The sequence below is a fragment of the Burkholderia sp. SRS-25 genome, from assembly GCF_004343765.1.
Classification (GTDB): Bacteria; Pseudomonadota; Gammaproteobacteria; order Burkholderiales; family Burkholderiaceae; genus Burkholderia; species Burkholderia contaminans.
In genome coordinates this window covers 1-23,054 of the sequence record NZ_PTXM01000018.1, presented here as the reverse complement: position 1 = coordinate 23,054, position 23,054 = coordinate 1, and the positions used below count along the sequence as shown (strand labels likewise).

Here is a 23,054-nt window from a genome sequence, read left to right as displayed (position 1 = left end):
GCCGGCGCGTGCGGGTTACACCAGTTTGCCGGGAAACTGACTGTCGGGATCTTGCATCGCGAGTCGTTGCCGATCCATGAAATCTCGCAATGTGTCGATTCCGCGCAACTGCAGGATCGTGTTCCGGACGGCCGCCTCGACGAGCACCGCGAGGTTGCGGCCGGCCGCGACCTGGATCGTGACCTTGCTGATCGGCAGGCCGAGCACGTCGACGGTCTGGCTTTCGAGCGGCAGGCGCTGGAATTCGCCGTCGGGGCGCCGCACGAGCTGGACGATCAGCTTCAGCTTCATTTTCCGCCGCACGGCGGTTTCGCCGAAGATCGTCTTGATGTCGAGCAGGCCGAGGCCGCGTACTTCAAGGAGGTTCTGCAGCAGCGGCGGGCAGCGCCCTTCGACGAAATCGGGGCCAAGTCTGACGAAATCGACTGCATCGTCGGCGACGAGGCCGTGGCCGCGGCTGATCAGCTCGAGGCCGAGTTCGCTCTTGCCGAGGCCCGAATCGCCGGTCAGCAGCACGCCCATTCCGAGGATGTCGATGAACACGCCGTGCAGCGTCGCGCGCGGCGCGAGGATGCGCGACATGTAGAGCCGCAGGCTGTCGATTACCGCGGCGGCCGACATGGGCGTGGTGAACAACGGGGTCGACGAGCGCGTGCAGCGCAGCACGAGTTCGGGCGGCGCCGCGGCGCCGCCGGCGACGACGAGGAACGGCGGCTCGAGCGCGATCAGCTCGGCCATGTGGCGCGAGCGGTCTTCGTCGGTTTGTCGCTGGTAGTAGTCGATTTCGGCTTCGCCGAGCACCTGGATCCGGTTCGGGTGGATCAGGTTCAGGTGGCCGACGAGGTCGGCGCTCGAGGTTGCATTGCCGACGGTGTCGGCCGAAAAGCCGCGCTCCCAGCCTTCATGCCCCGTCAGCCAGCTCAATTTCAGCGTGGCCGCGTTGTCGTCGAAGATGCTCTGGGCGTTGATGCTGGACGTATCCATGACTCTCGTCACTCCAATGGGCCGGTGCGTACGCGCGGCGACGGACGTCGCCATGCCGGGCCGGCGCCGGGCAGCCCTGAACGGCGGCGTGTGCCGCCGAGTACGGGAAAATATTCCGCCCGGATCAACTCAAGGTTGCCACTGAGTGAGCAGGCGATGCAACTCGGCGATATCCGTTTCGTTGTGCAGACGCTCGCGTGCGTCGCGATCGGACAGCAGTTGCGCGATTTCCGACAGGATCTCGAGGTGCTGCTGGGTGGCTTGCTCGGGCACGAGCAGGAAGATCAGGAGGCCGACCGGTTGGCCGTCGGGGGCTTCGAACGGGATCGCATCGGCGAGCCGGACGAACGCGGCGAGCGGGTGCTTGAGACCCTTGATGCGCCCGTGCGGAATCGCGACGCCTTCGCCGAGCCCGGTCGAGCCGAGGCGCTCGCGCGCGAACAGGTTGTCCGTGACGGTGCTGCGGGCGATGCCGTTCTGATTCTCGAACATCAGCCCGGCTTGTTCGAACACGCGTTTCTTGCTGGTGACTGAGAGGTCGATGACGACGTTCTCTATGGGCAGGATTTTGGCTAGGCGATTCATGTTGGCAGGCGATTGGGCGGCCTGGGGTCTCCTTGCGGCGGCAGACTGATTATCCATGCTCGGCGATATCAAGGCGTTCGGCATCGGCAACCTGCAAGGCAGCTACCGCATCCAGCACCCCCCGGCGATAACCGGAACATTATAGAGCACAGCCGCGTGCGTGGCGCAGCACGGACGGACCGGTTGCACCACTGCGCGGAGTCGCAAAAAAAACGCCCGGCGAACCGGGCGACGTGTGTGTTGCGGTGAAGGTTACTGCGGCGGCAGTTCGATCTGGTCGATCGACGGTTGAAGCTTGATCGGGTCGTGCGCATGCGTTTGCAGGCGCTCCATGTGCTTGACGACCTGGCGGTCCAGCTTGTCGATCAGCAGGTCGATCGCGGCATACAGGTTACCGTTCGCGCTTTCGACGAAGATGTCCTTGCCCTTCAGGTGCAGGTTGATTTCCGCGCGCTGCTGCTTGTCCTTTTCCTTGTGGTTGTCGACCGAGAGGATCACAGTGCCATCGATCACCTGATCGCTATGCCGTAGCACCCGGTCCAGCTTGGTGATCACGTATTCGCGAATTGCAGGCGTGACTTCGAGATGATGTCCACTGATCTTCAGGTTCATAGTGCTTCTCCAAGCGAGTGACCACCCGGCCGCATCGAGGCGGCGCTCCGGTCGACTTGCCCGTACCGCACGAGGCGGCGTATCGCGGACAGGTCGCCCGGCCTGTTCCCCGTGTGCGCGGTGGCCGGAACACGCCTGCCGCCGGGCAGGCAGCAGGCTTAAAGAGACTTGCGCAGATTCACTGCCGGGATCTTGAGGGCTTCGCGATACTTCGCAACCGTGCGGCGCGCGACCACGAATCCTTGTTCTGCCAGCAGCTCGGCAATGCGGCTGTCCGAAAGTGGCGATTTAGGGTCTTCAGCTCCTATCAGTTGCTTGATGAGGGCTCGGATGGCTGTCGACGAAGCGGCGCCACCGGTGTCGGTCGAAACGTGAGATCCGAAGAAGTACTTAAATTCAAGCGTCCCGAACGGGGTCAGCATGTACTTCCCGGTTGTCACACGGCTGACAGTCGACTCGTGTAGGCCCAGCGTATCAGCTATTTCCCGCAAAACCAAGGGGCGCATGGCAATTTCACCGTGCGCAAAGAAGTTCTTTTGACGCTCGACAATCGCCTGCGCGACACGCAGGATCGTGTCGAAACGCTGCTGGATGTTCTTGATCAGCCAGCGTGCTTCCTGGAGCTGCTGCTTGAGCGAACCGGCCGACGGATCGCCGCGGCTGTTGCGCAGGATGTTCGCGTAAAGGTTGTTGATCCGCAGGCGCGGCACGACCTCCGGATTGAGCTCCGCGAGCCATCCCTGGCCGGCCTTCTTCACGATGATGTCGGGCACGACGTAGTCGGCCTCGGCCTTGCCGTATGCGGCGCCGGGGAACGGCTCCAGCGAACGGATCAGCGCGTGCGCGTCGCGCAGCGCGTCGTCGCTCGCCTTCAGGTGCTTGCGCAACCGCGTGAAGTCGCGGGCGGCGAGCAGTTCGAGATGCTGCGACACGATCTCGAGCGCGAGCGTGCGTGTCGGGGACGGATCGAGGCGCAGCAACTGCAGCTTCAGGCATTCGGATGCCGAACGGGCACCGACCCCGGCCGGATCGAAGCTGTGCAGCAGCGCGAGCGCCGCGTTCAGTTCGTCGCAGTCGATCTCCAGCTCGGGCGGCAGGTCGGCGAGCACTTCATCGAGCGTGGCGGTCAGGTAGCCGTCGTCGTCGAGCGATTCGATCAGGAACATCACGAGCGCGCGATCGCGCGGGCCGGCCTGCGTGACGCGCAACTGCGCGGACAGGTGGTCGCGCAGCGACGTCGCCGCTTCCTGCACCTGCAGCGGCGGGAGGTCGTCGTCGTCGGATGCGCCGCTTGAGCGGCCGAATTCGTCGAGGTTCCACTGCGGGCCGTCGTTGCCGTCGCCGGACCCGTAACCGTCGTATTCGTCCGCGCCGGCCGGCTCGTCACGCTCGGCACGATCGCTCGACGAGCTGCTACCGTTTGCCGCAGTGGGCTCGGTGTTCTGCGCGGGAGGCGTCTGCGCGATCAGCGATCCGTCCGCAGCGACACGCAGCGGGCTCGCGATCCATTCGTCGTCGTTCTCGAGCAGCGGGTTCTGCGCGACGGCCATCGCGACTTCCTGCTGCAATTCGAGCGTCGACAACTGCAGGAGCCGGATCGACTGCTGTAGCTGGGGCGTCAGCGCCAGATGTTGCGACAGGCGGAGTTGAAGGCTGGCTTTCATGGCAAGGAGGGAGTCATACCGGCAGTTTGCCACGACCCAGGCGCGTTGAGCCATCCGCGATTACGCGCGGCGCGCCGCCCGGCCGCGGGCATGGCCGCGAAGCGGGGCGCGGCCCCGCGCGGCGACGCCGGGCGGGGTGCAGCCAGCCACGAGGAGGAGTTACATCCGGAAGTGTTCGCCGAGGTACACGCGGCGTACGCTTTCGTTTTCGATGATTTCGCTCGGCGCACCGGCCGCGAGCACCGAGCCGTCGCTGATGATGTAAGCGTGGTCGCAGATGCCGAGCGTTTCGCGGACGTTGTGATCGGTAATCAGCACGCCGATGTTGCGCTGCTTCAGGAACTTGACGATCTTCTGGATCTCGAGCACCGCGATCGGGTCGACGCCGGCGAACGGTTCGTCAAGCAGGATGAAGTTCGGGTTGGTGGCCAGAGCGCGTGCGATTTCGACCCGGCGCCGTTCGCCGCCCGACAGCGACAGCGCGGGATTCTCGCGCAGGTGGGCGATCTGCAGTTCGTCGAGCAGTGCTTCGGCGCGCGACGAGATCGCGTCCTTCGACAGCCGCTTGCCGTCTTCGCCGTACTGCAGCTCGAGCACCGCGCGGATGTTTTCCTCGACGGTCAGCTTGCGGAACACGGACGCTTCCTGCGGCAGGTACGACAGGCCGAGCGATGCGCGCTTGTGGATCGGCAGCAGGCTGATCGAGCTGCCGTTCAGCGAGATCTCGCCCGCGTCGAGCGGCACCAGGCCGACGATCATGTAGAACGACGTGGTCTTGCCGGCGCCGTTCGGGCCGAGCAGGCCGACGACTTCGCCGCTTTTCACGTCGAGCGACACGTCCTTGACGACCGTGCGCGAGCCGTAGCGCTTCTTCAGGTTGCGGACGACGAGCGAACTCGTCGTGCCGGCCGGCTGGCGGTTCGGTAGCGCGTTCATTGGCCCGGCGCTCCCTGGATCGTGGTCGACGGCGACAGCTTTGCCGGCGCGCCGTTCAGCGGCGCGGGGCCGCCGTTCTTCGGCGACAGCATCGCGCGCACACGGCCGTTCGGGTTGCCCGGCGCGGCGACGTCCTTGCCGCCCTTCGCGGTGTAGAAGTCGCGCTGGCCGTCGTACGTGATCACGCTGCCGTGCACGGTATCGGCGATGGTCGACGTACCTTGCAGGCGGCGCACGGTCGCGGCGGTGGTCAGCGTGGTCAGGTCCTGCTTGCCGTCGTAGTCGATGCGCTCGGCGTCACCGTCGATGTATTCGTCGAGGCCTTCGCGCTTCTGGCGGAACGTCGCGTGCTTCTTGCCGCTGCCGAACGAAGTGGCGTACTGATAGCCTTCCGGGTCCTGGCGCACTTCGACGCGATCGCCCTTGATGATGATCGTGCCCTTCGTGATCACGACGTTGCCGGTCGCGACCGTGACCTGCTTCAGGTCGTCATAGGTCAGGTTGTCGGCCTCGACGTTGATCGGCTTGCTTTGGTCGGCCTTCTCGGCATGGGCGAGCGGTGCCAGCCCGACGAGCGGGAGTGCCACGAGCGTCGCGGCAAGCGCGGCGCGGACGGCGCGCGCAGCGCCGCCGGAAATCTGTCGAGGGAACGATTCGTTCATGCAGTCACGTGAGGGATGCGTCACTTGGGTTGACCTTTCGAGCCGCCGGACGTGTCCTGCGCGGCGATCGTGCCGCGCACGTTGCCGTAAAGCTCGATGACCCGGGTGACGTTGTTGTACTTCATGCCGTCGGTCGCGTTGACGAGCGACAGGCCGCGCTGAAGTTTAACCGGCTTTTCGGTCTGGATCACATCGTCATTGACGAAGATCCGGAAATGCTGGGAATCGGCCTGCATCTGCGGATCGCCGCCGCCGGCCGCGCGCAGGATGCGCGCGTCGTCGTACAAGTCGACGATCGACACGTCGCCGTTGACGGTGCCGCGCTTCGAGGTGGTCGTCACGACCGGCTTGCCGGGCTGGAACGCGCGCATGGCCGGATCGGTCAGGTCGCTGTCTTCGGTGTCTTCGTAATGGATCAGCTTCGCGGCCGTCAGCCGGTACTGGGTCGTGCCGGACTGGTCGAGCTCGGTGACCGAGAAGTTGTCCGCGAAATAGTCGGGCGTATGGCGCTTCGGTTGCACGGTGCCCTCGCCGGGCGGCGGCAGCGTGGCCTGCAGCAGCCACCAGGTAATGCCCGCGAGCGCGGCGACCGCGGCGAGGGGCAGCAGCTGGGTCCAGCGGAAATGCTTGTTCATCCGTCAGGCTCCGCAGGCGGCCGCGAGCAGCGCGTCGTAGCGGCGCTGCGCACGCAGGATCGCGTCGCAGACTTCGCGGACGGCGCCATGGCCGCCGCGGGCCTCGGCCACCCAGTGCGCGCGGGCGATCACGTCGGGGTGCGCGTTCGCGGGGGCAGTCGCGAAGCCGCAGCGCAGCATCACGGGCAGGTCGGGCCAGTCGTCGCCCATGTAGCCGCACTGGTTTGCGTTGAGGCCGAGCGAGGCGATCAGGTCGGTGAACACGGCGAGTTTGTTCTCGACGCCCTGGAACAGGTGCGCGATCTTCATTTCCTTCGCACGCGCCGCGACGATCTCCGAGCGGCGGCCCGTGATGATCGCGGTCGCGATGCCGGCTTCGCCGAGCAGCTTCACGCCGTGGCCGTCGAGCGAATTGAACGATTTCATCGTGTCGCCGGCCGCGGTAAACAGCAGGCCGCCGTCGGTCAGCACTCCGTCGACGTCGAAAATCATCAGCTTCACGCGGCTCGCGCGTTCGGCCGCAGTCAGCGCTGCGCTCATCAGATCACCTTCTTCGAAAACAGGTCGTGCATGTTCAGCGCGCCGATCAGCACGCCGTCGGCATCGACCACCAGCATCTGGTTGATCCGGTGGCGCTCCATCAGTTCCACGGCCTCGACCGCCAGGTGATCCGGTGCAACCGTGCGCGGGTCGCGCGTCATCACGTCGGTGATCGGCAGCGTGCGGAAGTCGCCGTCGCGTGCGAGCACGCGGCGCAGGTCGCCATCGGTGAAGATGCCCGCGACCTTGCCGCCGGCGTCGACCACGGCGGTCATGCCGAGGCGCTTCGCGGTGATCTGGAACAGGGCGTCCGACAGCGTCGCGTCGAGCCCGACGGACGGGACGTCGTCGCCCGAGCGCATCACGTCACGCACGTAGGTGAGCAGGCGCCGGCCGAGTGCGCCGCCCGGGTGCGAGCGCGCGAAATCTTCCGAGCCGAAACCGCGCGCGTCGAGCACCGCCACGGCGAGCGCGTCGCCGAGCGCGAGCGCGGCGGTCGTGCTCGCGGTGGGCGCGAGGTTCATCGGGCAGGCCTCTTTCGAGACCGCGGCGTTCAGGTTCACGTCGGCGAGCGTGCCGAGGCTCGATTCCGCGCGGCCCGTGATCGCGATCAGCTTCGCGCCGATCCGCTTCACGAGCGGCAGGATCGCCACGAGTTCTTCGGATTCGCCGGAATAGGAGATGCCGATGAAGACGTCGTCGGGGGTGACCATCCCGAGGTCGCCGTGGCTGGCCTCGGCAGGATGGACGAAGAAGGCCGGCGTGCCGGTGCTGGCCAGCGTGGCCGCGATCTTGCGGGCGATATGCCCCGATTTGCCGATGCCGGACACCACCACGCGCCCGCGGCAGCCGAGCAGCAGCGCAACGGCCTGGACGAAGCCGCCGTCGAGCTGGTCGCGCAGCGCGCGCACGGCGTCCGCCTCGATGTCGAGCACGTCGCGGGCGAGCGCGAGCGCCCGGTCATCATTGATTTTCGCTATCATGCGCGGAGTATAGCAAAGGCGTTTGTTCGCCGCGCCGGGCCTTCGGACTCGTCCGAAGTCGCCTGACCACCGCCACCACCCGCGCCCGCATTGCCGTGGCCCCGACGAACGAGGACGCTTCGCCCGTGATTTCCCCGCTCGAAATGACCCTGCTGCTGCTGCTGGCCTCAGTGGTGGGCGTCGTCGTATTCCGCTCGTTGAACCTGCCGCCGATGCTCGGCTACCTGACCGTCGGCATCCTGGTCGGCCCGCACGCGTTCGGCATCGCGGCGGATCTGGAGCGGGCCGAGCATCTCGCGGAATTCGGTGTGGTGTTCCTGATGTTTTCGATCGGCCTCGAGTTCTCGCTGGCGAAGCTGAGGGCGATGCAGCGGCTCGTGTTCGGGCTCGGGCTGCTGCAGGTCGTCGCGACGCTCGTGCTCGCGCTCGCGCTGGGCATGCTGTTCGAGCACTGGGTGCACATCACGTGGCAGGGCAGCATCGCGCTCGGCGGCGCGCTTGCGATGTCGTCGACGGCGATCGTGTCGAAGATGCTCGCCGAGCGGCTCGAGATCGAGACCGAGCACGGCCGCAACATCTTCGGCGTGCTGCTGTTCCAGGATCTCGCGGTGGTGCCGCTGCTGATCGTGATCGCCGCGTTCGGCGCCGAATCGTCGAAGGACCTCGCGATCACGCTCGGCTTCGCGGCCGTCAAGATCGTGATCGCGCTCACGCTGCTGCTGGTCATCGGCCAGCGCTTCATGACGCGCTGGCTCAACGTCGTCGCGCGGCGCCGCTCGCAGGAACTGTTCGTGCTGAACCTGCTGCTCGTCACGCTCGGCGCCGCGTTCATCACCGACCGCTTCGGCCTGTCGCTGGCGCTCGGCGCGTTCATCGCGGGGATGCTGATCTCCGAGACGCCGTTCCGCCATCAGGTGGAGGAGGACATCAAGCCGTTCCGCGACGTGCTGCTCGGCCTGTTCTTCGTGACGACCGGGATGCTGCTCGACCCGCGCGTGATCTGGGAGCACCCGTTCCTCGTGCTCGGTTTCTTCGTCGGGCAGATTCTGTTCAAGGGGACGATGATCGCCGGGCTCGCGCGCCTGTTCGGCGCGACACCGGGCGTCGCGATGCGCACCGGCATCGGGCTCGCGCAGGCCGGCGAATTCGGCTTCGTGCTGCTGAACCTGATCCTCGACCGGCATCTCGTCGATTCGACGCTGCTGCAGGCGATCCTCGCGTCCATGCTGCTGTCGATGCTCGCGGCGCCGTTCCTGATCCAGAACGCCGACCGGATCGTGATGCGGCTGTCGTCGACCGAATGGATGCAGCAGTCGCTGCAGATGACGCGGATCGCGACGCAAAGCCTCAAGCAGCGCGGCCACGTGATCATCTGCGGCTACGGCCGCGCGGGCCAGAACCTGGCGCGGATGCTCGAACAGGAAGGTATTTCGTACGTTGCGCTCGACCTCGACCCCGATCGCGTGAGTGCGGCCGCGGCGGCGGGCGAATCGGTCGTGTTCGGCGACGCGGCGCGGCGCGAGTCGCTGCTCGCGGCCGGTATCCACCGTGCGGCGGCTGTGGCGATCACCTACGCGAACACGCCGTCCGCGTTGCGGGTGCTGCATCACGTGCACGAACTCGAGCCGACGTTGCCCGCGATCGTGCGTACCGTCGACGATGCCGATCTCGAGAAACTGCTCGCAGCCGGGGCGACCGAAGTGATTCCGGAGATCGTCGAGGGCAGCCTGATGCTCGCGTCGCACACGCTGGTGCTGGTCGGCGTGCCGATGCGCAAGGTCGTGCGGCGCGTCGAGGAAATGCGCGACGAACGCTACAGCCTGCTGCGCGGCTATTTCCGCGGCGCGGACGACGCGGACGACGACGACCACGAGCAGGTGCGGCTACAATCGGTGCCGGTCGATGCGCGCGCGGACGCGGTCGGGCGTTCGCTGGAGGAACTGGGGCTGTATGCGCTCGGGCTCGAAGTCACGGCGATTCGCCGGCACGGTATCCGCGGCGTCGAACCCGATCCGCAAACCAAGCTGCGCGCGAGCGACATCGTCGTGCTGCGCGGGCTGCCCGAGGCACTCGCGCTCGCGGAGGAGCGGCTGTCGCGCCATCGGCGCGATCCGCCGGTCGCGGCCGCCTGACGCGCGCTTGGTTTGATAACCTGACCCGTATTTATTCGAAACGGTGCCCGTTCTTCGCGCACCGTTTTTTTCGGAGAGTTTCATGCCGCATTCGTCGTCGGGCGCACCGCTCGATCCGGTCGCCTTCATCCACAGCCAGATCCGCACGGTGCCCGACTGGCCGCAGCCGGGCGTGATGTTCCGCGACATTACGACGCTGCTGCAGAGCCCGAAGGCGCTGCGCATCCTCGTCGACCTGTTCGTCGAGCGCTATGTCGATGCGAAGCTCGACTACGTCGCGGGCCTCGATGCACGCGGCTTCATCATCGCGCCGATCGTCGCGTACGAGCTGAGCGTCGGCTTCGTGCCGATCCGCAAGGTCGGCAAGCTGCCGTACAAGACGTGCTCGGAGTCGTACGACCTCGAATACGGCAGCGCGACCGTCGAGATCCACGAAGACGCGTGCCGCCCCGGCGACCGCGTGATCATCATGGACGATCTGATCGCGACCGGCGGCACGATGATGGCGGGGCGCAACCTGCTGCAGCGGCTCGGCGCGGAAGTCGTCGAAGGCGCTGCGATCATCGACCTGCCCGATCTCGGCGGCTCGGCGCTGCTGCGCAATGCGGGACTGCCGGTTTATACCGTCACCGAATTCGCCGGCCACTGAACGCCGGCCTGCCTGAGCTTCCACGTTACGCAGCGAGGTCACGATGCCCAACTTCATGCTGTTTCTCGCCACGTCGATCGCGATCACGTTCGCGCCGGGTCCCGACAACCTGCAGGTGCTCGCACGCGGCATCTCGCAGGGCCGCGCGGCCGGCTTCGTCGCCGCGCTCGGCTTCACGGCCGGGATCCTGTTCCACACGACGCTCGCGGCGCTCGGCGTCGCGGCCGTGCTGCGTTCGTCGCCGGTCGCGTTCGAGATCCTGAAGCTCGCGGGTGCCGCGTACCTCGTGTGGATCGGCATCAAGGCGCTGCGCAGCCAGGGACTCTCGAATGCGCACGCGCGCCCGCCGCAGCCGCTCGGCACGATCTTCCGTCAGAGCGTGATCGGCAACCTGATGAACCCGAAGGTCACGCTGTTCTTCGTCGTGTTCCTGCCGCAATTCGTCGATCCGCACGGCGCGCAGAGCGTGACGCTGCAGATGTTCGAACTCGGCGCGCTGTTCATGCTGCAGACGGCCGCGATCTTTTCGCTGTTCGGCGTCGGCGCGGGCATGATCGGCGCATGGCTGAAGCGCCGTCCGAAGGCCGGCGTGTGGCTCGACCGGATCGCCGGCGCGACGTTCATCGCAATCGGCATCCGCGTCGCGCTGAAGGACTGATCACGATGACGTTTCCGTGCATTGAGGCCGCGCGCCGCTTCGATCCGGCCGCGCACCTGCGTTTCGAGATCGCCGGCCAGGCGGTCGGCTGGGTGCGCCGCCAGGACGTCGCGATGCTCGCCCGCTGGCCCGACGTGTTCGAGCTGACCGACGAGCGCGTCGTGCTGTCGGCGCGCTACGACTCGGTCGACGCACGCAGCATGGCGCTGGCGAGCGCGATCGGCGCGCTCGCGGCCGAAGGCGCGATTCCCGGCTGGCGCGACGAGATCTACGCGATCCGCAACCGCTTCGACGATCCGCCGCTCGCGTACATCGAGCGCGCCGCGTCGCGCTTCTTCGGTACGCAGACTTACGCGGTGCATCTGAACGGCATCGTAGAATATGCGGTTGCGCCGGGCGAGCCGTCCGCCGCGGCCGACCCGCAGATGTGGCTCGGCCGCCGCAGCGAGACCAAGGCAACCGATCCCGGCATGCTCGACAACGTCGTCGCGGGCGGGATCGGCTGGGGCCTGGGCGTTCACGAGACGCTCGCGAAGGAATGCTGGGAAGAAGCCGGCATTCCGGCCGAACTGGCCGCGCGCGCGATCGCGGGCCGCGCGGTGCAGGTGCTGTGCTCGCTGCCGGAAGGCACGCAGTCCGAATTGATCTTCGTGTACGACCTGCCGCTGCCGCGCGACTTCGCGCCGCGCAACCAGGACGGCGAAGTGGCCGAGCATCTGCTGGCCGGTGTGCCCGAGGTGATCGGCTGGCTGCGCGCCGGCCGCGCGACGATGGATGCGAGCCTCGCGACGCTCGATACGCTGCTGCGCCACCGCTGGATCCCGGCGGCCGACGCGGCGGGCATCGACGCCCTGTTCGCACCGGCCGCGTGACCCGTGCCGCGCACGCAGCCTGGCGGTGCGAACGGGCAATTTGACGAATACGGAAACGAAGGGAGTAGCGGTCATGCCGACCGATCACAGCTTTATCTTGAAACTGTCGTGCCCCGACCGGCACGGCATCGTCCATGCGGTCTCGGGCTTCCTGTTCGAGCGCAGCAACAACATCCTCGATTCGGCGCAGTTCGGCGACAGCCGCACCAGTGAATTCTTCATGCGTGTGCACTTCGAGCAGGACGGCGGCGGCGCGGATGCCGCGTCGGCGCTCGACACGCTTCGCAAGGAATTCGCGCCGCTCGCCGAACAGTTCTCGATGCGCTGGGAGATGCATGACGCGGCCGTGAAGCCGCGCGTCGTGATCATGGTGTCGAAGATCGGCCACTGCCTGAACGACCTGCTGTTCCGCTATCGCACCGGCCAGCTGCCGATCGAGATCCCGGCGATCGTGTCGAACCACAAGGAGTTCTACCAGCTCGCCGCGAGCTACAACATCCCGTTCCATCACTTCCCGCTGATCGGCGGCTCGTCCGATGCCGCGAAGGCCGCGCAGGAAGCGCGCGTGCTGGAGGTGATCGATGAGCACCAGGCCGATCTCGTGGTGCTCGCGCGCTACATGCAGATCCTGTCGCCGAACCTGTGCAAGCAGCTCGCCGGCCGCGCGATCAACATCCACCATTCGTTCCTGCCGAGCTTCAAGGGCGCGAAGCCTTACTACCAGGCGTTCGACCGTGGCGTGAAGCTGATCGGCGCGACCGCGCACTACGTGACGACCGATCTCGACGAAGGCCCGATCATCGAGCAGGAAGTCGAGCGCGTCGACCACAGCATGACGCCCGACCAGCTGACCGCGATCGGCCGCGACGTCGAATGCGTGACGCTTGCGCGCGCGGTGAAGTGGCACGTCGAGCACCGGATCGTGCTGAACGGGACGAAGACGGTCGTGTTCCGCTGATTCGGCGAGCGCCGGATGGCCGGCCCCCGGATGGCCGGCCCCCGGATCGCCAGCCGCCCCAAACAAAAACGCCGCGCCCTTCACGGGGCGCGGCGTTTTTTATCGCTGTTGGCGGCCGGGCTGCGTCAGATCAGCCGCAGCAGGTACAGCTCGCGCTTCAGGTACGCGTAGAAGATCGGCGCGGCGATCACGCCCGGCAGCCCGAACGCGGCCTCCATGATCAGCATCGCGAGCAGCAGCTCCCAGGCGCGCGACTCGATCTGGCCGCCGATGATCTTCGCGTTCAGGAAGTATTCGAGCTTGTGAATGATCACGAGGAACGCCAGCGACGCGATCGCGGTGCCCATGCTGACCGACAGCGACACGGCGACGATCAGCGTGTTCGAGATCAGGTTGCCGATCACGGGCAGCAGGCCGACGATGAACGTGACGAGCACGAGCGTTTTCGACAGCGGCAGCCGCTGGTGGAAGATCGGCAGCGCGACGAGCAGGTAGATGCCCGTGAACGTCGCGTTGATCGCCGAGATCTTGATCTGCGCGAACACGATCCGGCGGAATGCGTCGGCGAAGCGCGACACGCGCGTGACGAGCGCGGTGGACAGCGGACGGCGCACCTTGCCGTGCTCGACGCCGATCGCGATCATCGCGCCGATGATCATCCCGAACAGCACGTGGCCGAAGCCGCGCGCGACGCTCTTGCCGCTTTGCTGGAGCTGGTCCATGTGCGAGTGCATCAGCACGGCGGCCTTCGTCTTCATTTGCTCGACGTCGACGGGCAGCAGGTTCGCGATCCAGGCCGGCGTGCGGGCGCGGGTCTGCTCGACGATCTGCATCAGCTGGTCGAGCAGGCTTTGCAGGTTCGGCACCGTGCGCTCGAAGTGTTCGATGATGCCGATCGTCAGGCCCGTCAACGCGCCGACGATCGCGATCGACAGCAGCACGACGGCGACCCAGCGCGCGCGCATGCTCGTGGTGTGGCGCTCGATGACGGGGGCGATCGTGTGGATCAGCTGGTAGACCAGCAGGCCGGCCAGCAACCCGCCGAGCAGCTTGAGTTCGATCACGAGCCACATCGCGAGGATCGCGAACGCATAGCTGCCGATCTCGAGTGCCGACAGCTTCGGCAGGCTGAAGTCGCTCGTCAGCCGCACGCTGCGCAGGTGCGGTTCGCGATTCTGCGTATCGCGCGACGAGTCTGGTTGCTTCTCCATCGTGGATTCCTGTCGTTCGTGTGTCATGCCGCGGAATGCGCGGCAGAGCCGTGTTCGCCCGGCGCCGCACCGGATTGGTGCGTACGGCGAACCTTACGACCGTAAAGTATAGCCGCCATTATGGTCCGCAAAGGGGCCGTTTGGCGCATGGTGTAAACGCAGGAGGGAAAACGAGAATGGGGGGCCGGTTCGGCGGTGCGCAAGGGCGCGCGGCCGGCCGGCCGCGCGCGGGGAGGGGAGGCAGGCGGGACGCGTCAGCCGGCCGCGACCTTGCGGGTCGTGCGCTTGAGCAGCGGCGCGAGATATTTGCCGGTAAAGCTCGCTTTCGTCTTCGCGACCTGCTCGGGCGTGCCCTGCGCGATGATCTGGCCGCCGCCGGCGCCGCCTTCGGGGCCGAGGTCGATCACCCAGTCGGCCGTCTTGATCACGTCGAGGTTGTGCTCGATGATCACGACCGTGTTGCCCTGGTCGCGCAGCCGGTGGATCACTTCCAGCAGCAGTGCGATGTCGTGGAAGTGCAGGCCGGTGGTCGGCTCGTCGAGGATGTACAGCGTGCGGCCGGTGTCGCGCTTGGAGAGCTCGAGCGACAGCTTCACGCGCTGCGCCTCGCCGCCAGACAGCGTCGTGGCCGACTGGCCGAGGCGGATGTAGCCGAGGCCGACGTCGAGCAGCGTCTTCAGCTTGCGCGCGATGACCGGCACCGCGCTGAAGAACTCGTACGCATGCTCGACCGTCATGTCGAGCACTTCGCTGATGTTCTTGCCCTTGTACTGCACTTCGAGCGTTTCGCGGTTGTAGCGCTTGCCGTGGCACACGTCGCACGGCACGTAGACGTCCGGCAGGAAGTGCATTTCCACCTTCAGCACGCCGTCGCCCTGGCACGATTCGCAGCGGCCGCCCTTCACGTTGAACGAGAAGCGGCCCGGATCGTAGCCGCGCTCCTTCGAGGTCGGTACGCCCGAGAACAGCTCGCGGATCGGCGTGAACAGGCCCGTATACGTGGCCGGGTTCGAGCGCGGCGTGCGGCCGATCGGCGACTGGTCGACGTTGATCACCTTGTCGAAGTGCTCGAGGCCCTCGATCGCCTCGTGCGGCGCCGGCTCGGCCGACGAGCCGTACAGATGGCGCGCGACCGCGTGGTACAGCGTGTCGTTGATCAGCGTCGACTTGCCGGAGCCCGACACGCCGGTGATGCAGGTCAGCAGGCCGACCGGCAGCTCCAGGTCGACGTGCTTCAGGTTGTTGCCGTGCGCGTCGACGATGCGCAGCATCCGCTCGGGATCGGGGGCAAGCCGCTCGTCCGGGTACTCGATCGTGCGCTTGCCGACCAGGTACTGGCCGGTGAGCGACTGCGGGTTCGACTGCACCTGCTTCGGCGTGCCCTCGGCCACGATCACGCCGCCGTGCTCGCCGGCGCCCGGGCCCATGTCGACGACGTAGTCGGCCGTGCGGATCATGTCCTCGTCGTGCTCGACGACGATCACCGAGTTGCCGAGGTCGCGCAGGTGCTTGAGGGTCGCGATCAGGCGGTCGTTGTCGCGCTGGTGCAGGCCGATCGACGGCTCGTCGAGCACGTACATCACGCCCGTGAGGCCCGAGCCGATCTGCGACGCGAGCCGGATGCGCTGCGCCTCGCCGCCCGACAGGGTTTCCGCGCTGCGCTCGAGCGACAGGTAGTCGAGGCCGACGTTGTTCAGGAAGGTGAGGCGCGCGACGATTTCCTTGATGACCTTGTCGGCGATCTCGCGCTTCGCGCCGTCGAGCGACAGGCCGTCGAAATAGCCGAGCGCGTCGCGCAGCGGCCAGCCGCTGATTTCAAAGATGCCGCGCGCGTAGTCGCCCGTGCCGATCCGCACGTGGCGCGCTTCGCGGCGCAGGCGTGTACCGTCGCACGACGGGCACGGCTGGTTGTTCTGGTACTTCGACAGCTCTTCGCGCACCGCGACCGAATCGGTCTCGCGGTAGCGGCGCTCGAGGTTCGGGATGATCCCTTCGAACACGTGCTCGCGGATCGTCGTGCGGCCGCGCTCGTTGATGTACGAGAACGGGATCGTCTGCTTGCCCGAGCCGAACAGCAGCACCTTCCGGATCTTTTCCGGCAGATCCTCGAACGCGGCGTCGATGTCGAATTCGTAGAACGCCGCGAGACTCTGCAGCATCTGGAAGTAGAACTGGTTGCGGCGGTCCCAGCCTTTCACGGCGCCGGCGGCCAGCGACAGCGACGGGTGCGCGACGACCCGTTTCGGGTCGAAGAACGTGATCTGGCCGAGGCCGTCGCATTCCGGGCACGCGCCCATCGGGTTGTTGAACGAGAACAGGCGCGGCTCGAGCTCCTGCAGCGAGTACGAGCAGATCGGGCACGCGAACTTCGAGCTGAACAGGTACTCGCGGTCGGAGTCCATCTCGAGCGCGATCGCGCGGCCGTCGGCGAGGCGCAGCGCCGTCTCGAACGATTCGGCGAGCCGCTGCTTCATGTCCGGGCGCACCTTCAGACGATCGACGACGACGTCGATCGTGTGCTTGTCGTTCTTCTTCAGCTTCGGCAGCGACTCGACCTCGTAGATCTTCGCGACGCCTTCGTTCGCGGCGCCGCCGCCCGAGCGCACGCGAAAGCGCACGAAACCCTGCGCCTGCATGTCCTCGAACAGCTCGGCATGCTCGCCCTTGCGGTCCGCGACGACGGGCGCGAGGATCATGAGCTTGGTTTCTTCGGGCAGCGCGAGCGCCGCGTCGACCATCTGCGACACGCTCTGCGCTTCCAGCGGGATGTCGTGGTCCGGGCAGTACGGCGTGCCGACACGTGCGAACAAAAGTCGCAGGTAGTCGTGGATTTCCGTGACCGTGCCGACGGTCGAGCGCGGGTTGTGGGACGTCGCCTTCTGCTCGATCGAGATCGCCGGCGACAGGCCTTCGATCAGGTCGACGTCGGGTTTCTCCATCAGCTGCAGGAACTGGCGGGCATACGCGGACAGGCTTTCGACGTAGCGGCGCTGGCCTTCGGCATAAAGGGTATCGAATGCGAGCGACGACTTGCCCGACCCGGACAACCCGGTAATCACGATCAGCTTGTGGCGCGGCAGGTCGAGATTGACGTTTTTCAGGTTGTGGGTACGCGCCCCACGGATGCGGATCTGTTCCATGAGCCTGGCGAAAATGGAGGGAACCAAACCTGCTACTATAACGGCTTTTCGAGGCCGTCGTTTGGGGTCCCCAGCCTTAGCAGCAGGTGGCAGCAAGATGGCGCCTGCGCCGGGAAAGCGGCCGCGCCGCGCGGTTCCGGGCGGCCTGCGGGCTGCCTGAATCCTGCCCCGACGTGTTGCCGGCCAAGCCTCCCGGGCCACTGGTCCTGATCTTCCGCCGCCCGGTGTCGGGCGGACATTCCGATCATTCGAAATTCATTCCCGATGTCCAATCCGTCTGCCACGTCTTCCCGCATGACTGCGCCCGAATTGCGCGCGACCACGTCGCTCGCGGCGATCTTCGCGCTGCGCATGCTCGGCCTGTTCATGATCATGCCGGTGTTCTCGGTCTACGCGAAAACCATCCCGGGCGGCGACAACGTGCTGCTCGTCGGCATCGCGCTCGGGGCCTACGGCGTCACGCAGTCGCTGTTCTACATCTTCTACGGCTGGGCGTCCGACAAGTTCGGCCGCAAGCCGGTGATCGCCACGGGCCTCGTGATCTTCGCGATCGGCAGCTTCGTTGCCGCGTCCGCGCACGACATCACGTGGATCATCGTCGGCCGCGTGATCCAGGGGATGGGCGCGGTGTCGTCCGCGGTGCTCGCGTTCATCGCCGACCTGACCTCCGAGCAGAACCGCACGAAGGCGATGGCGATGGTCGGCGGCTCGATCGGCGTGTCGTTCGCGGTCGCGATCGTCGGTGCGCCGATCGTGTTCCACTGGGTCGGGATGAGCGGGCTGTTCGCGATCGTCGGCGTGCTGTCGATCCTCGCGATCGGCGTCGTGCTGTGGATCGTGCCCGATGCGGCCAAGCCCGTGCACGTGCCCGCGCCGTTCGGCGAGGTGCTGCACAACGTCGAGCTGCTGCGCCTGAACTTCGGCGTGCTGGTGCTGCACGCCACGCAGACGGCGCTGTTCCTCGTCGTGCCGCGCCTGCTCGTCGACGGCGGCCTGCCGGTCGCCTCGCACTGGAAGGTCTACCTGCCGGTGATGGGGCTCGCGTTCGTGATGATGGTCCCGGCGATCATCGCCGCGGAAAAACGGGGCAAGATGAAGCCGGTGCTGCTCGGCGGCATCCTGGCTATCCTGATCGGCCAATTGCTGCTGGGCAGCGCGCCGCATACCATCCTGATTGTGGCGGCGGTTCTTTTCGTCTACTTCCTCGGCTTCAACATCCTGGAAGCGTCGCAGCCGTCGCTCGTGTCGAAGCTTGCGCCCGGTTCGCGCAAGGGTGCGGCCACGGGTGTCTACAACACCACGCAGTCGATCGGGCTTGCGCTCGGCGGCATCGTGGGCGGCTGGCTGCTGAAGCACGGGGGCGCCAATACGGTGTTCTACACGTGCTCGGGGCTCGTTGCCGCGTGGCTTATAATCGCGGCCAGCATGAAAGCGCCGCCGCGCAAGGCCTGAACTTACTTCGGGCAGGCACCGGCGATTTTCGCCGGCTTGCCCGGCGGGCCGCACCGACAGCATGAGCGGGCGGCCCGGCATCGAATTTACTGGAGAAACACATGGCATCCGTCAACAAGGTCATCCTCGTCGGCAATCTCGGCGCCGATCCTGAAGTCCGTTACCTGCCGAGCGGCGACGCGGTTGCGAACATCCGTCTCGCGACGACCGACCGCTATAAGGACAAGGCAAGTGGCGATTTCAAGGAAATGACCGAGTGGCATCGCGTCGCGTTCTTCGGTCGCCTGGCGGAAATCGTCAGCGAGTACCTGAAGAAGGGTTCGTCGGTCTATATCGAAGGCCGCATCCGCACGCGCAAGTGGCAGGGTCAGGACGGCCAGGATCGTTACTCGACCGAAATCGTTGCTGACCAGATGCAGATGCTCGGCGGCCGCGGTGGTGCGGGTGGCGGCGGTGACGAAGGCGGTTACGGCGGCGGCTACGGTGGTGGTGGCGGCGGTCGTGGCGAGCAGATGGAGCGTGGCGGTGGCGGCGGTGGTCGTGCCGGGGGCGCGGCGCGTGGCGGTGCAGGCGGCGGCGCGCAAAGCCGTCCGAGCGCACCGGCAGGCGGCGGCTTCGACGAGATGGACGACGATATCCCGTTCTGATCGGCAATCCCGCATCCCGCATCACGATGGGCCCGAACGTCCGAGTCAAGCCAGTTGCTTGGCCCGGGCCTTCGGGCCTTGTTTCATTTACGTCGATGTTCCTTGCGCGCCAGGCAAAACGTGGCTGACGAACTTCCCGACCTCATCGCTCCGCATCTCGACGTGCTGTTTTGCGGGATCAACCCGGGCCTGACCGCGGCCGCGACCGGGCATCACTTCGCGGGGAGAAGCAACCGCTTCTGGCGCGTGATCCATCTCGCGGGCTTCACGCCGGCGGAAATCTCGCCGCAGGACGATCACGCGATTCTTCAATATGGCTGCGGCCTGACCGCGGTGGTGAAGCGGCCGACCGCGAGTGCCGATCAGCTTTCGCGCACGGAATTCATTGCCGCGGCTGCCGGGTTCGAACACAAGTTGGCGCGTTATGGGCCGCGCTTCGTCGCCTTTCTCGGCAAGGCGGCGTACTCGGCGCTTTCCCGCCAGCGAGAAGTCGAGTGGGGGCTGCAACCGGCCCGCATGCAGGGGGCAAGCGTCTGGGTACTGCCCAATCCCAGCGGCAGAAACCTCGCGTTCAGTCTCGATGACCTGGTCGACGCATACCGCCAGCTTCGTCTGCAGGCGAAGGCCGTTTCCGGTCTTCAACCGGAGCGGCAGGATGCGGCGCAGTGAAACCGCGCCTCGGTGGCCGGGCACCGTGCTGCCCCGCGCATTCTTCGACCGACTCGCCACCGACGTCGCACCGCAACTGCTGAACAAGATCCTTGCCACCACGGACGGCCGGGCCGGGCGGATCGTCGAAGTGGAGGCCTATGCCGGTGCGATCGACCCGGCCGCGCATACCTACCGCGGCAAGACGCCGCGGAATGCGACGATGTTCGGCCGCCGGGGCACCTGTATGTCTATTTCACCTATGGCATGCACTGGTGCTGCAACTGCGTGTGCGGCCCGAATGGCGCGGGAACGGGCGTGCTGATTCGCGCGCTCGAGCCGCTGCAAGGGCTCGAGCAGATGCGTGCGGCGCGGCCGCCGCAGACGCGTGATCGCGACCTGTGCCGGGGGCCGGCGCGGCTCACCCAGGCGATGGGGATCGCCGGCGCGCAGGATGGTGTCGACCTGAGCGATGCGCACGAAGGGTTCGCGATCGTCGACGACGGCGTCGCGCCGCCCGCCGATCTGGCAGGCGCGCCGCGCATCGGTATTCGTGTCGGCACGCATCTGCCGTGGCGCTGGAGCGTGCCGGGCAACCTCTACGTATCAGGGCCAGTGACGCGCCGCTGATACACCCCGTGCCAGGATGCGCACAATTCGACCTGCGTCACGCGACCGCCATTATTGACCGGCTAAGCTTGCCTTTTCGACGTTTCGATCGAGGAGACACAATGCGGCGGGTCGTATTCAACCAGAAGGGCGGCGTGGGCAAATCGACGATCGTCTGCAACCTGGCGGCGATCAGCGCGAGCGAAGGGCTGCGTACGCTCGTCATCGATCTCGATGCGCAGGCGAACTCCACGCGCTACCTGCTCGGCGACGCCGCAGCCGACGCGCAGCCAGGTGTCGCCGATTTCTTCGAAACCGCGCTGACCTTCAACTTCCGCCCGGTCGACGTCGCGTCGTTCATTCATCCGACCCCGTTCGAAGGGCTCGACGTGATGCCCGCGCATCCGGACCTCGACACGCTGCACGGCAAGCTCGAGTCGCGCTACAAGATCTACAAGCTGCGCGACGCGCTGAACGAGCTCGATACCTACGACGCCGTGTACATCGACACGCCGCCCGCGCTGAATTTCTATACGCGCTCGGCGCTGATCGCGGTCGAGCGCTGCCTGATCCCGTTCGACTGCGACGATTTTTCGCGCCGTGCGTTGTACACGCTGCTCGAGAACGTGAAGGAAATCCAGCAGGACCACAACGCGGCGCTCGAGGTGGAAGGGATCGTGATCAACCAGTTCCAGCCGCGGGCGAGCCTGCCGCAGCGGCTGGTCGACGAACTCGTCGAGGAAGGGCTGCCGGTGCTCGCGTCGAGGTTGTCGGCGTCGGTGAAGATCCGCGAGTCGCATCAGCAGGCCAAGCCGGTGATCCATCTGGAACCCGGGCACAAGCTTGCGCGGGAGTTTCTCGCGCTGCATCGCGAACTGGCCGGCTGATCTCGGGCCAGCCGGATGGAGACACGGCCGCATCACGCGGCCGTTTTTCATCACGACCAGCAATTCCTCCGATCATTGATTTTGAGATTAATAATCCCGAGAACGATTTCATAATAAATCCAGAAAAAACGATTACATAAGCGACCGCTCCATTTTCAATGTGCCCCGGTTTTCTAATAAACGGAATAATGAATTGGTAAATGTTGCGCGCCGTCATGATCCGTTATCCTGTAAAAAGGTAAAAATGTATTGCGGGACCGAGTGACGCGCGGCCTCGTCTGCGATGTCGGCTCATCACGGGTTCCAGCGGTCACCTCGAATTAAGATAAGGGTTTACCCCTATCATTAATTCCATTTAATTGACAATTAATCGATCTAGAATGGACTCCTTCAACTTCCCGCACTCAAATAAGTGACGGGTTGTCAATAAGGAAGTCTGCTGTCGATCCGGCTTCCAATTTTCTTTGCGTCGTCTCTCGCATTGCCAACAGGAGCGTGCCCGATGTCCGTATTTGCCCCCGAAAAACTCAACGCCGAATATCAATCCGGTATCGCCGCGTGGTTTGCGATCGCCCGTCCGGCGATCCAAGGTTTCGAGGCTGTCGTCGAACTCAACCTGCAAGCGGCCCGGACGGCGCTCGAGGAATACGAAGACAAGCTGAAGAACGCATTCAACAGCAGCAACCCGGCCGTGGGTTTCGCGCAGCAGGTCGCCGTACCGCAGGAAGCGGCCGGCAAGGCCGTGTCGTACGGCCGCCATCTGTTCGACATCGCCGTGTCGACGCAGTCCGAATGGGCGAAGGTCGCGCAAGCGCAATACGAACAGAACGACAAGCGGCTGAAGGACGTGCTCGGCGAGCTGTCGAAGCATGCGCCGGCCGGCTCGGCGCCGGTGGTGGCTGCGCTGAACTCGGCGCTGTCGGCGGCGACTGCCGCGGCCGACTCGGTTCGTGCCGCGACGGGCCAGGCGATCGAAGCCGCGCAGAGCGGTTTCGATGCGGTCAGCGAAACGGCCACGCGTGGCGCGAAGCAGACGGCTGCCGCCGCACGCAAGGACGCCGCAGCCGCACGCGAATCGGCTGCGTGATCGCGTAGCCACGCAAGCACGTGTCGCGCTTGGGCGCGACACGATTGATCGGCGCCGGATGGCGCTGGACGCCGCGTGTGCCGCGTGGCGTCCGGCGAACCTCCGGTTTGCCGCAAGACGCCGGTGAACCGGCGAGCCGTACCGGTGTGCCGCCCGTTCGACCGGGTGCCGCGCGCCGTACGGCGGCGTGCGGCCGCTATCGAGCCGAATGGCCCGGGATGCGTGATCGCCAGCCGAGGCCGGTACGCGCCGGCGTCAGAACGACCAACCGATTTCGAAGCAGGAACTGGACATGACGGACGTAGTGATCGTATCGGCCGCGCGGACCGCGGTCGGCAAATTCGGCGGTTCGCTTGCGAAGATTGCGGCGCCCGAACTGGGCGCGACGGTGATCCGCGCGGTGCTGGAGCGTGCGGGCGTGAAGCCCGAGCAGGTCAGCGAAGTGATCATGGGCCAGGTGCTGACGGCCGGTTCCGGGCAGAACCCGGCACGGCAGTCGCTGA

The 23,054-nt window shown here is 66.1% G+C and carries 21 protein-coding genes and 2 pseudogenes; 12 read left to right on the top strand and 11 right to left on the bottom strand.

Annotated features, from left to right (window positions below; genetic code table 11):
• Positions 1 to 15 precede the first annotated feature (15 nt).
• The 9 genes from hprK to kdsD all read right to left on the bottom strand — a co-directional run bounded on the left by hprK (position 16) and on the right by kdsD (position 7,601).
• Entirely contained in the window at positions 16 to 984 is a 969-nt protein-coding gene (gene hprK, locus C5O79_RS24435; protein ID WP_011353227.1) for an HPr(Ser) kinase/phosphatase, read from the bottom strand.
• A gap of 129 nt (positions 985 to 1,113) precedes the next feature.
• Complete coding sequence (locus tag C5O79_RS24430) at positions 1,114 to 1,653, bottom strand: PTS sugar transporter subunit IIA (RefSeq protein WP_046544389.1); 540 nt, start codon at positions 1,651 to 1,653, stop codon at positions 1,114 to 1,116.
• 168 nt (positions 1,654 to 1,821) lie between these two features.
• Positions 1,822 to 2,181, bottom strand: coding sequence for a ribosome-associated translation inhibitor RaiA (gene raiA / locus C5O79_RS24425; protein WP_006477786.1), 360 nt, complete (start codon positions 2,179 to 2,181; stop codon positions 1,822 to 1,824).
• 158 nt (positions 2,182 to 2,339) lie between these two features.
• Entirely contained in the window at positions 2,340 to 3,845 is a 1,506-nt protein-coding gene (locus C5O79_RS24420; RefSeq protein WP_122474347.1) for an RNA polymerase factor sigma-54, read from the bottom strand.
• Positions 3,846 to 4,004: 159 nt separating this feature from the next.
• Positions 4,005 to 4,781 carry an LPS export ABC transporter ATP-binding protein gene (gene lptB / locus C5O79_RS24415; protein ID WP_046544391.1) on the bottom strand — a complete coding sequence of 259 codons (777 nt, stop codon included), beginning with the start codon at positions 4,779 to 4,781 and terminating at the stop codon, positions 4,005 to 4,007.
• A complete protein-coding gene (gene lptA / locus C5O79_RS24410; protein WP_039346006.1) occupies positions 4,778 to 5,443 on the bottom strand; it encodes a lipopolysaccharide transport periplasmic protein LptA in 666 nt (221 codons plus the stop codon). Before lptA ends, lptB begins: the two co-directional genes overlap by 4 nt.
• Before the next feature lie 20 nt (positions 5,444 to 5,463).
• Positions 5,464 to 6,078, bottom strand: a complete 615-nt coding sequence (gene lptC, locus C5O79_RS24405) for an LPS export ABC transporter periplasmic protein LptC (protein ID WP_046544392.1) — start codon at positions 6,076 to 6,078, stop codon at positions 5,464 to 5,466.
• Between the two features lie 3 nt (positions 6,079 to 6,081).
• Positions 6,082 to 6,618 carry an HAD family hydrolase gene (locus C5O79_RS24400; protein ID WP_122474345.1) on the bottom strand — a complete coding sequence of 179 codons (537 nt, stop codon included), beginning with the start codon at positions 6,616 to 6,618 and terminating at the stop codon, positions 6,082 to 6,084.
• Positions 6,618 to 7,601: an arabinose 5-phosphate isomerase KdsD gene (gene kdsD / locus C5O79_RS24395; RefSeq protein WP_122474344.1), complete on the bottom strand. Its 984-nt coding sequence runs from the start codon at positions 7,599 to 7,601 to the stop codon at positions 6,618 to 6,620. The genes C5O79_RS24400 and kdsD overlap by 1 nt, the downstream gene beginning before the upstream one ends.
• A 125-nt stretch (positions 7,602 to 7,726) precedes the next feature.
• On the opposite strand from kdsD, the gene C5O79_RS24390 reads away from it, so the two are divergent.
• The 5 genes from C5O79_RS24390 to purU all read left to right on the top strand — a co-directional run bounded on the left by C5O79_RS24390 (position 7,727) and on the right by purU (position 12,870).
• Positions 7,727 to 9,733: a monovalent cation:proton antiporter family protein gene (locus C5O79_RS24390; RefSeq protein WP_047852233.1), complete on the top strand. Its 2,007-nt coding sequence runs from the start codon at positions 7,727 to 7,729 to the stop codon at positions 9,731 to 9,733.
• Positions 9,734 to 9,815: 82 nt separating this feature from the next.
• The gene (locus C5O79_RS24385; protein WP_122474343.1) at positions 9,816 to 10,382 is read left to right on the top strand and encodes an adenine phosphoribosyltransferase; all 567 of its coding nucleotides are present in this window, start codon (positions 9,816 to 9,818) and stop codon (positions 10,380 to 10,382) included.
• A 43-nt stretch (positions 10,383 to 10,425) separates the two neighbouring features.
• Entirely contained in the window at positions 10,426 to 11,040 is a 615-nt protein-coding gene (locus tag C5O79_RS24380) for a LysE family translocator (protein WP_046544396.1), read from the top strand.
• 5 nt (positions 11,041 to 11,045) lie between these two features.
• Positions 11,046 to 11,912 (top strand): DUF4743 domain-containing protein, encoded by an 867-nt coding sequence (locus tag C5O79_RS24375; RefSeq protein WP_046544397.1) that lies wholly within the window; start codon positions 11,046 to 11,048, stop codon positions 11,910 to 11,912.
• A 73-nt stretch (positions 11,913 to 11,985) separates the two neighbouring features.
• Positions 11,986 to 12,870: a formyltetrahydrofolate deformylase gene (gene purU, locus C5O79_RS24370; RefSeq protein WP_046544398.1), complete on the top strand. Its 885-nt coding sequence runs from the start codon at positions 11,986 to 11,988 to the stop codon at positions 12,868 to 12,870.
• A gap of 125 nt (positions 12,871 to 12,995) precedes the next feature.
• Here purU and C5O79_RS24365 read toward each other — a convergent pair whose 3' ends face one another.
• Together C5O79_RS24365 and uvrA are read right to left on the bottom strand one after the other, a co-directional pair.
• Complete coding sequence (locus tag C5O79_RS24365; RefSeq protein WP_046544399.1) at positions 12,996 to 14,081, bottom strand: AI-2E family transporter; 1,086 nt, start codon at positions 14,079 to 14,081, stop codon at positions 12,996 to 12,998.
• A 254-nt stretch (positions 14,082 to 14,335) separates the two neighbouring features.
• Positions 14,336 to 17,221 (bottom strand): excinuclease ABC subunit UvrA, encoded by a 2,886-nt coding sequence (gene uvrA / locus C5O79_RS24360; protein WP_046544400.1) that lies wholly within the window; start codon positions 17,219 to 17,221, stop codon positions 14,336 to 14,338.
• A 264-nt stretch (positions 17,222 to 17,485) separates the two neighbouring features.
• Between uvrA and C5O79_RS24350 the strand changes: the two genes are divergently transcribed.
• The 7 genes and pseudogenes from C5O79_RS24350 to C5O79_RS24315 all read left to right on the top strand — a co-directional run.
• On the top strand, positions 17,486 to 18,673 hold the full coding sequence (locus C5O79_RS24350; RefSeq protein ID WP_046544401.1) for an MFS transporter: 1,188 nt from the start codon (positions 17,486 to 17,488) through the stop codon (positions 18,671 to 18,673).
• A 101-nt stretch (positions 18,674 to 18,774) separates the two neighbouring features.
• Entirely contained in the window at positions 18,775 to 19,320 is a 546-nt protein-coding gene (locus tag C5O79_RS24345; protein WP_122474342.1) for a single-stranded DNA-binding protein, read from the top strand.
• Between the two features lie 120 nt (positions 19,321 to 19,440).
• The gene (gene mug, locus C5O79_RS24340; protein ID WP_122474341.1) at positions 19,441 to 19,989 is read left to right on the top strand and encodes a G/U mismatch-specific DNA glycosylase; all 549 of its coding nucleotides are present in this window, start codon (positions 19,441 to 19,443) and stop codon (positions 19,987 to 19,989) included.
• Positions 19,976 to 20,598, top strand: a pseudogene (locus tag C5O79_RS24335) (DNA-3-methyladenine glycosylase). Before mug ends, C5O79_RS24335 begins: the two are co-directional and overlap by 14 nt.
• Before the next feature lie 101 nt (positions 20,599 to 20,699).
• Positions 20,700 to 21,464 carry a ParA family protein gene (locus C5O79_RS24330; protein WP_047852229.1) on the top strand — a complete coding sequence of 255 codons (765 nt, stop codon included), beginning with the start codon at positions 20,700 to 20,702 and terminating at the stop codon, positions 21,462 to 21,464.
• A gap of 502 nt (positions 21,465 to 21,966) precedes the next feature.
• Positions 21,967 to 22,551 carry a TIGR01841 family phasin gene (gene phaP / locus C5O79_RS24320; protein ID WP_046544406.1) on the top strand — a complete coding sequence of 195 codons (585 nt, stop codon included), beginning with the start codon at positions 21,967 to 21,969 and terminating at the stop codon, positions 22,549 to 22,551.
• A 292-nt stretch (positions 22,552 to 22,843) separates the two neighbouring features.
• Positions 22,844 to 23,054, top strand: a pseudogene (locus tag C5O79_RS24315) (acetyl-CoA C-acetyltransferase); the annotation flags it as partial.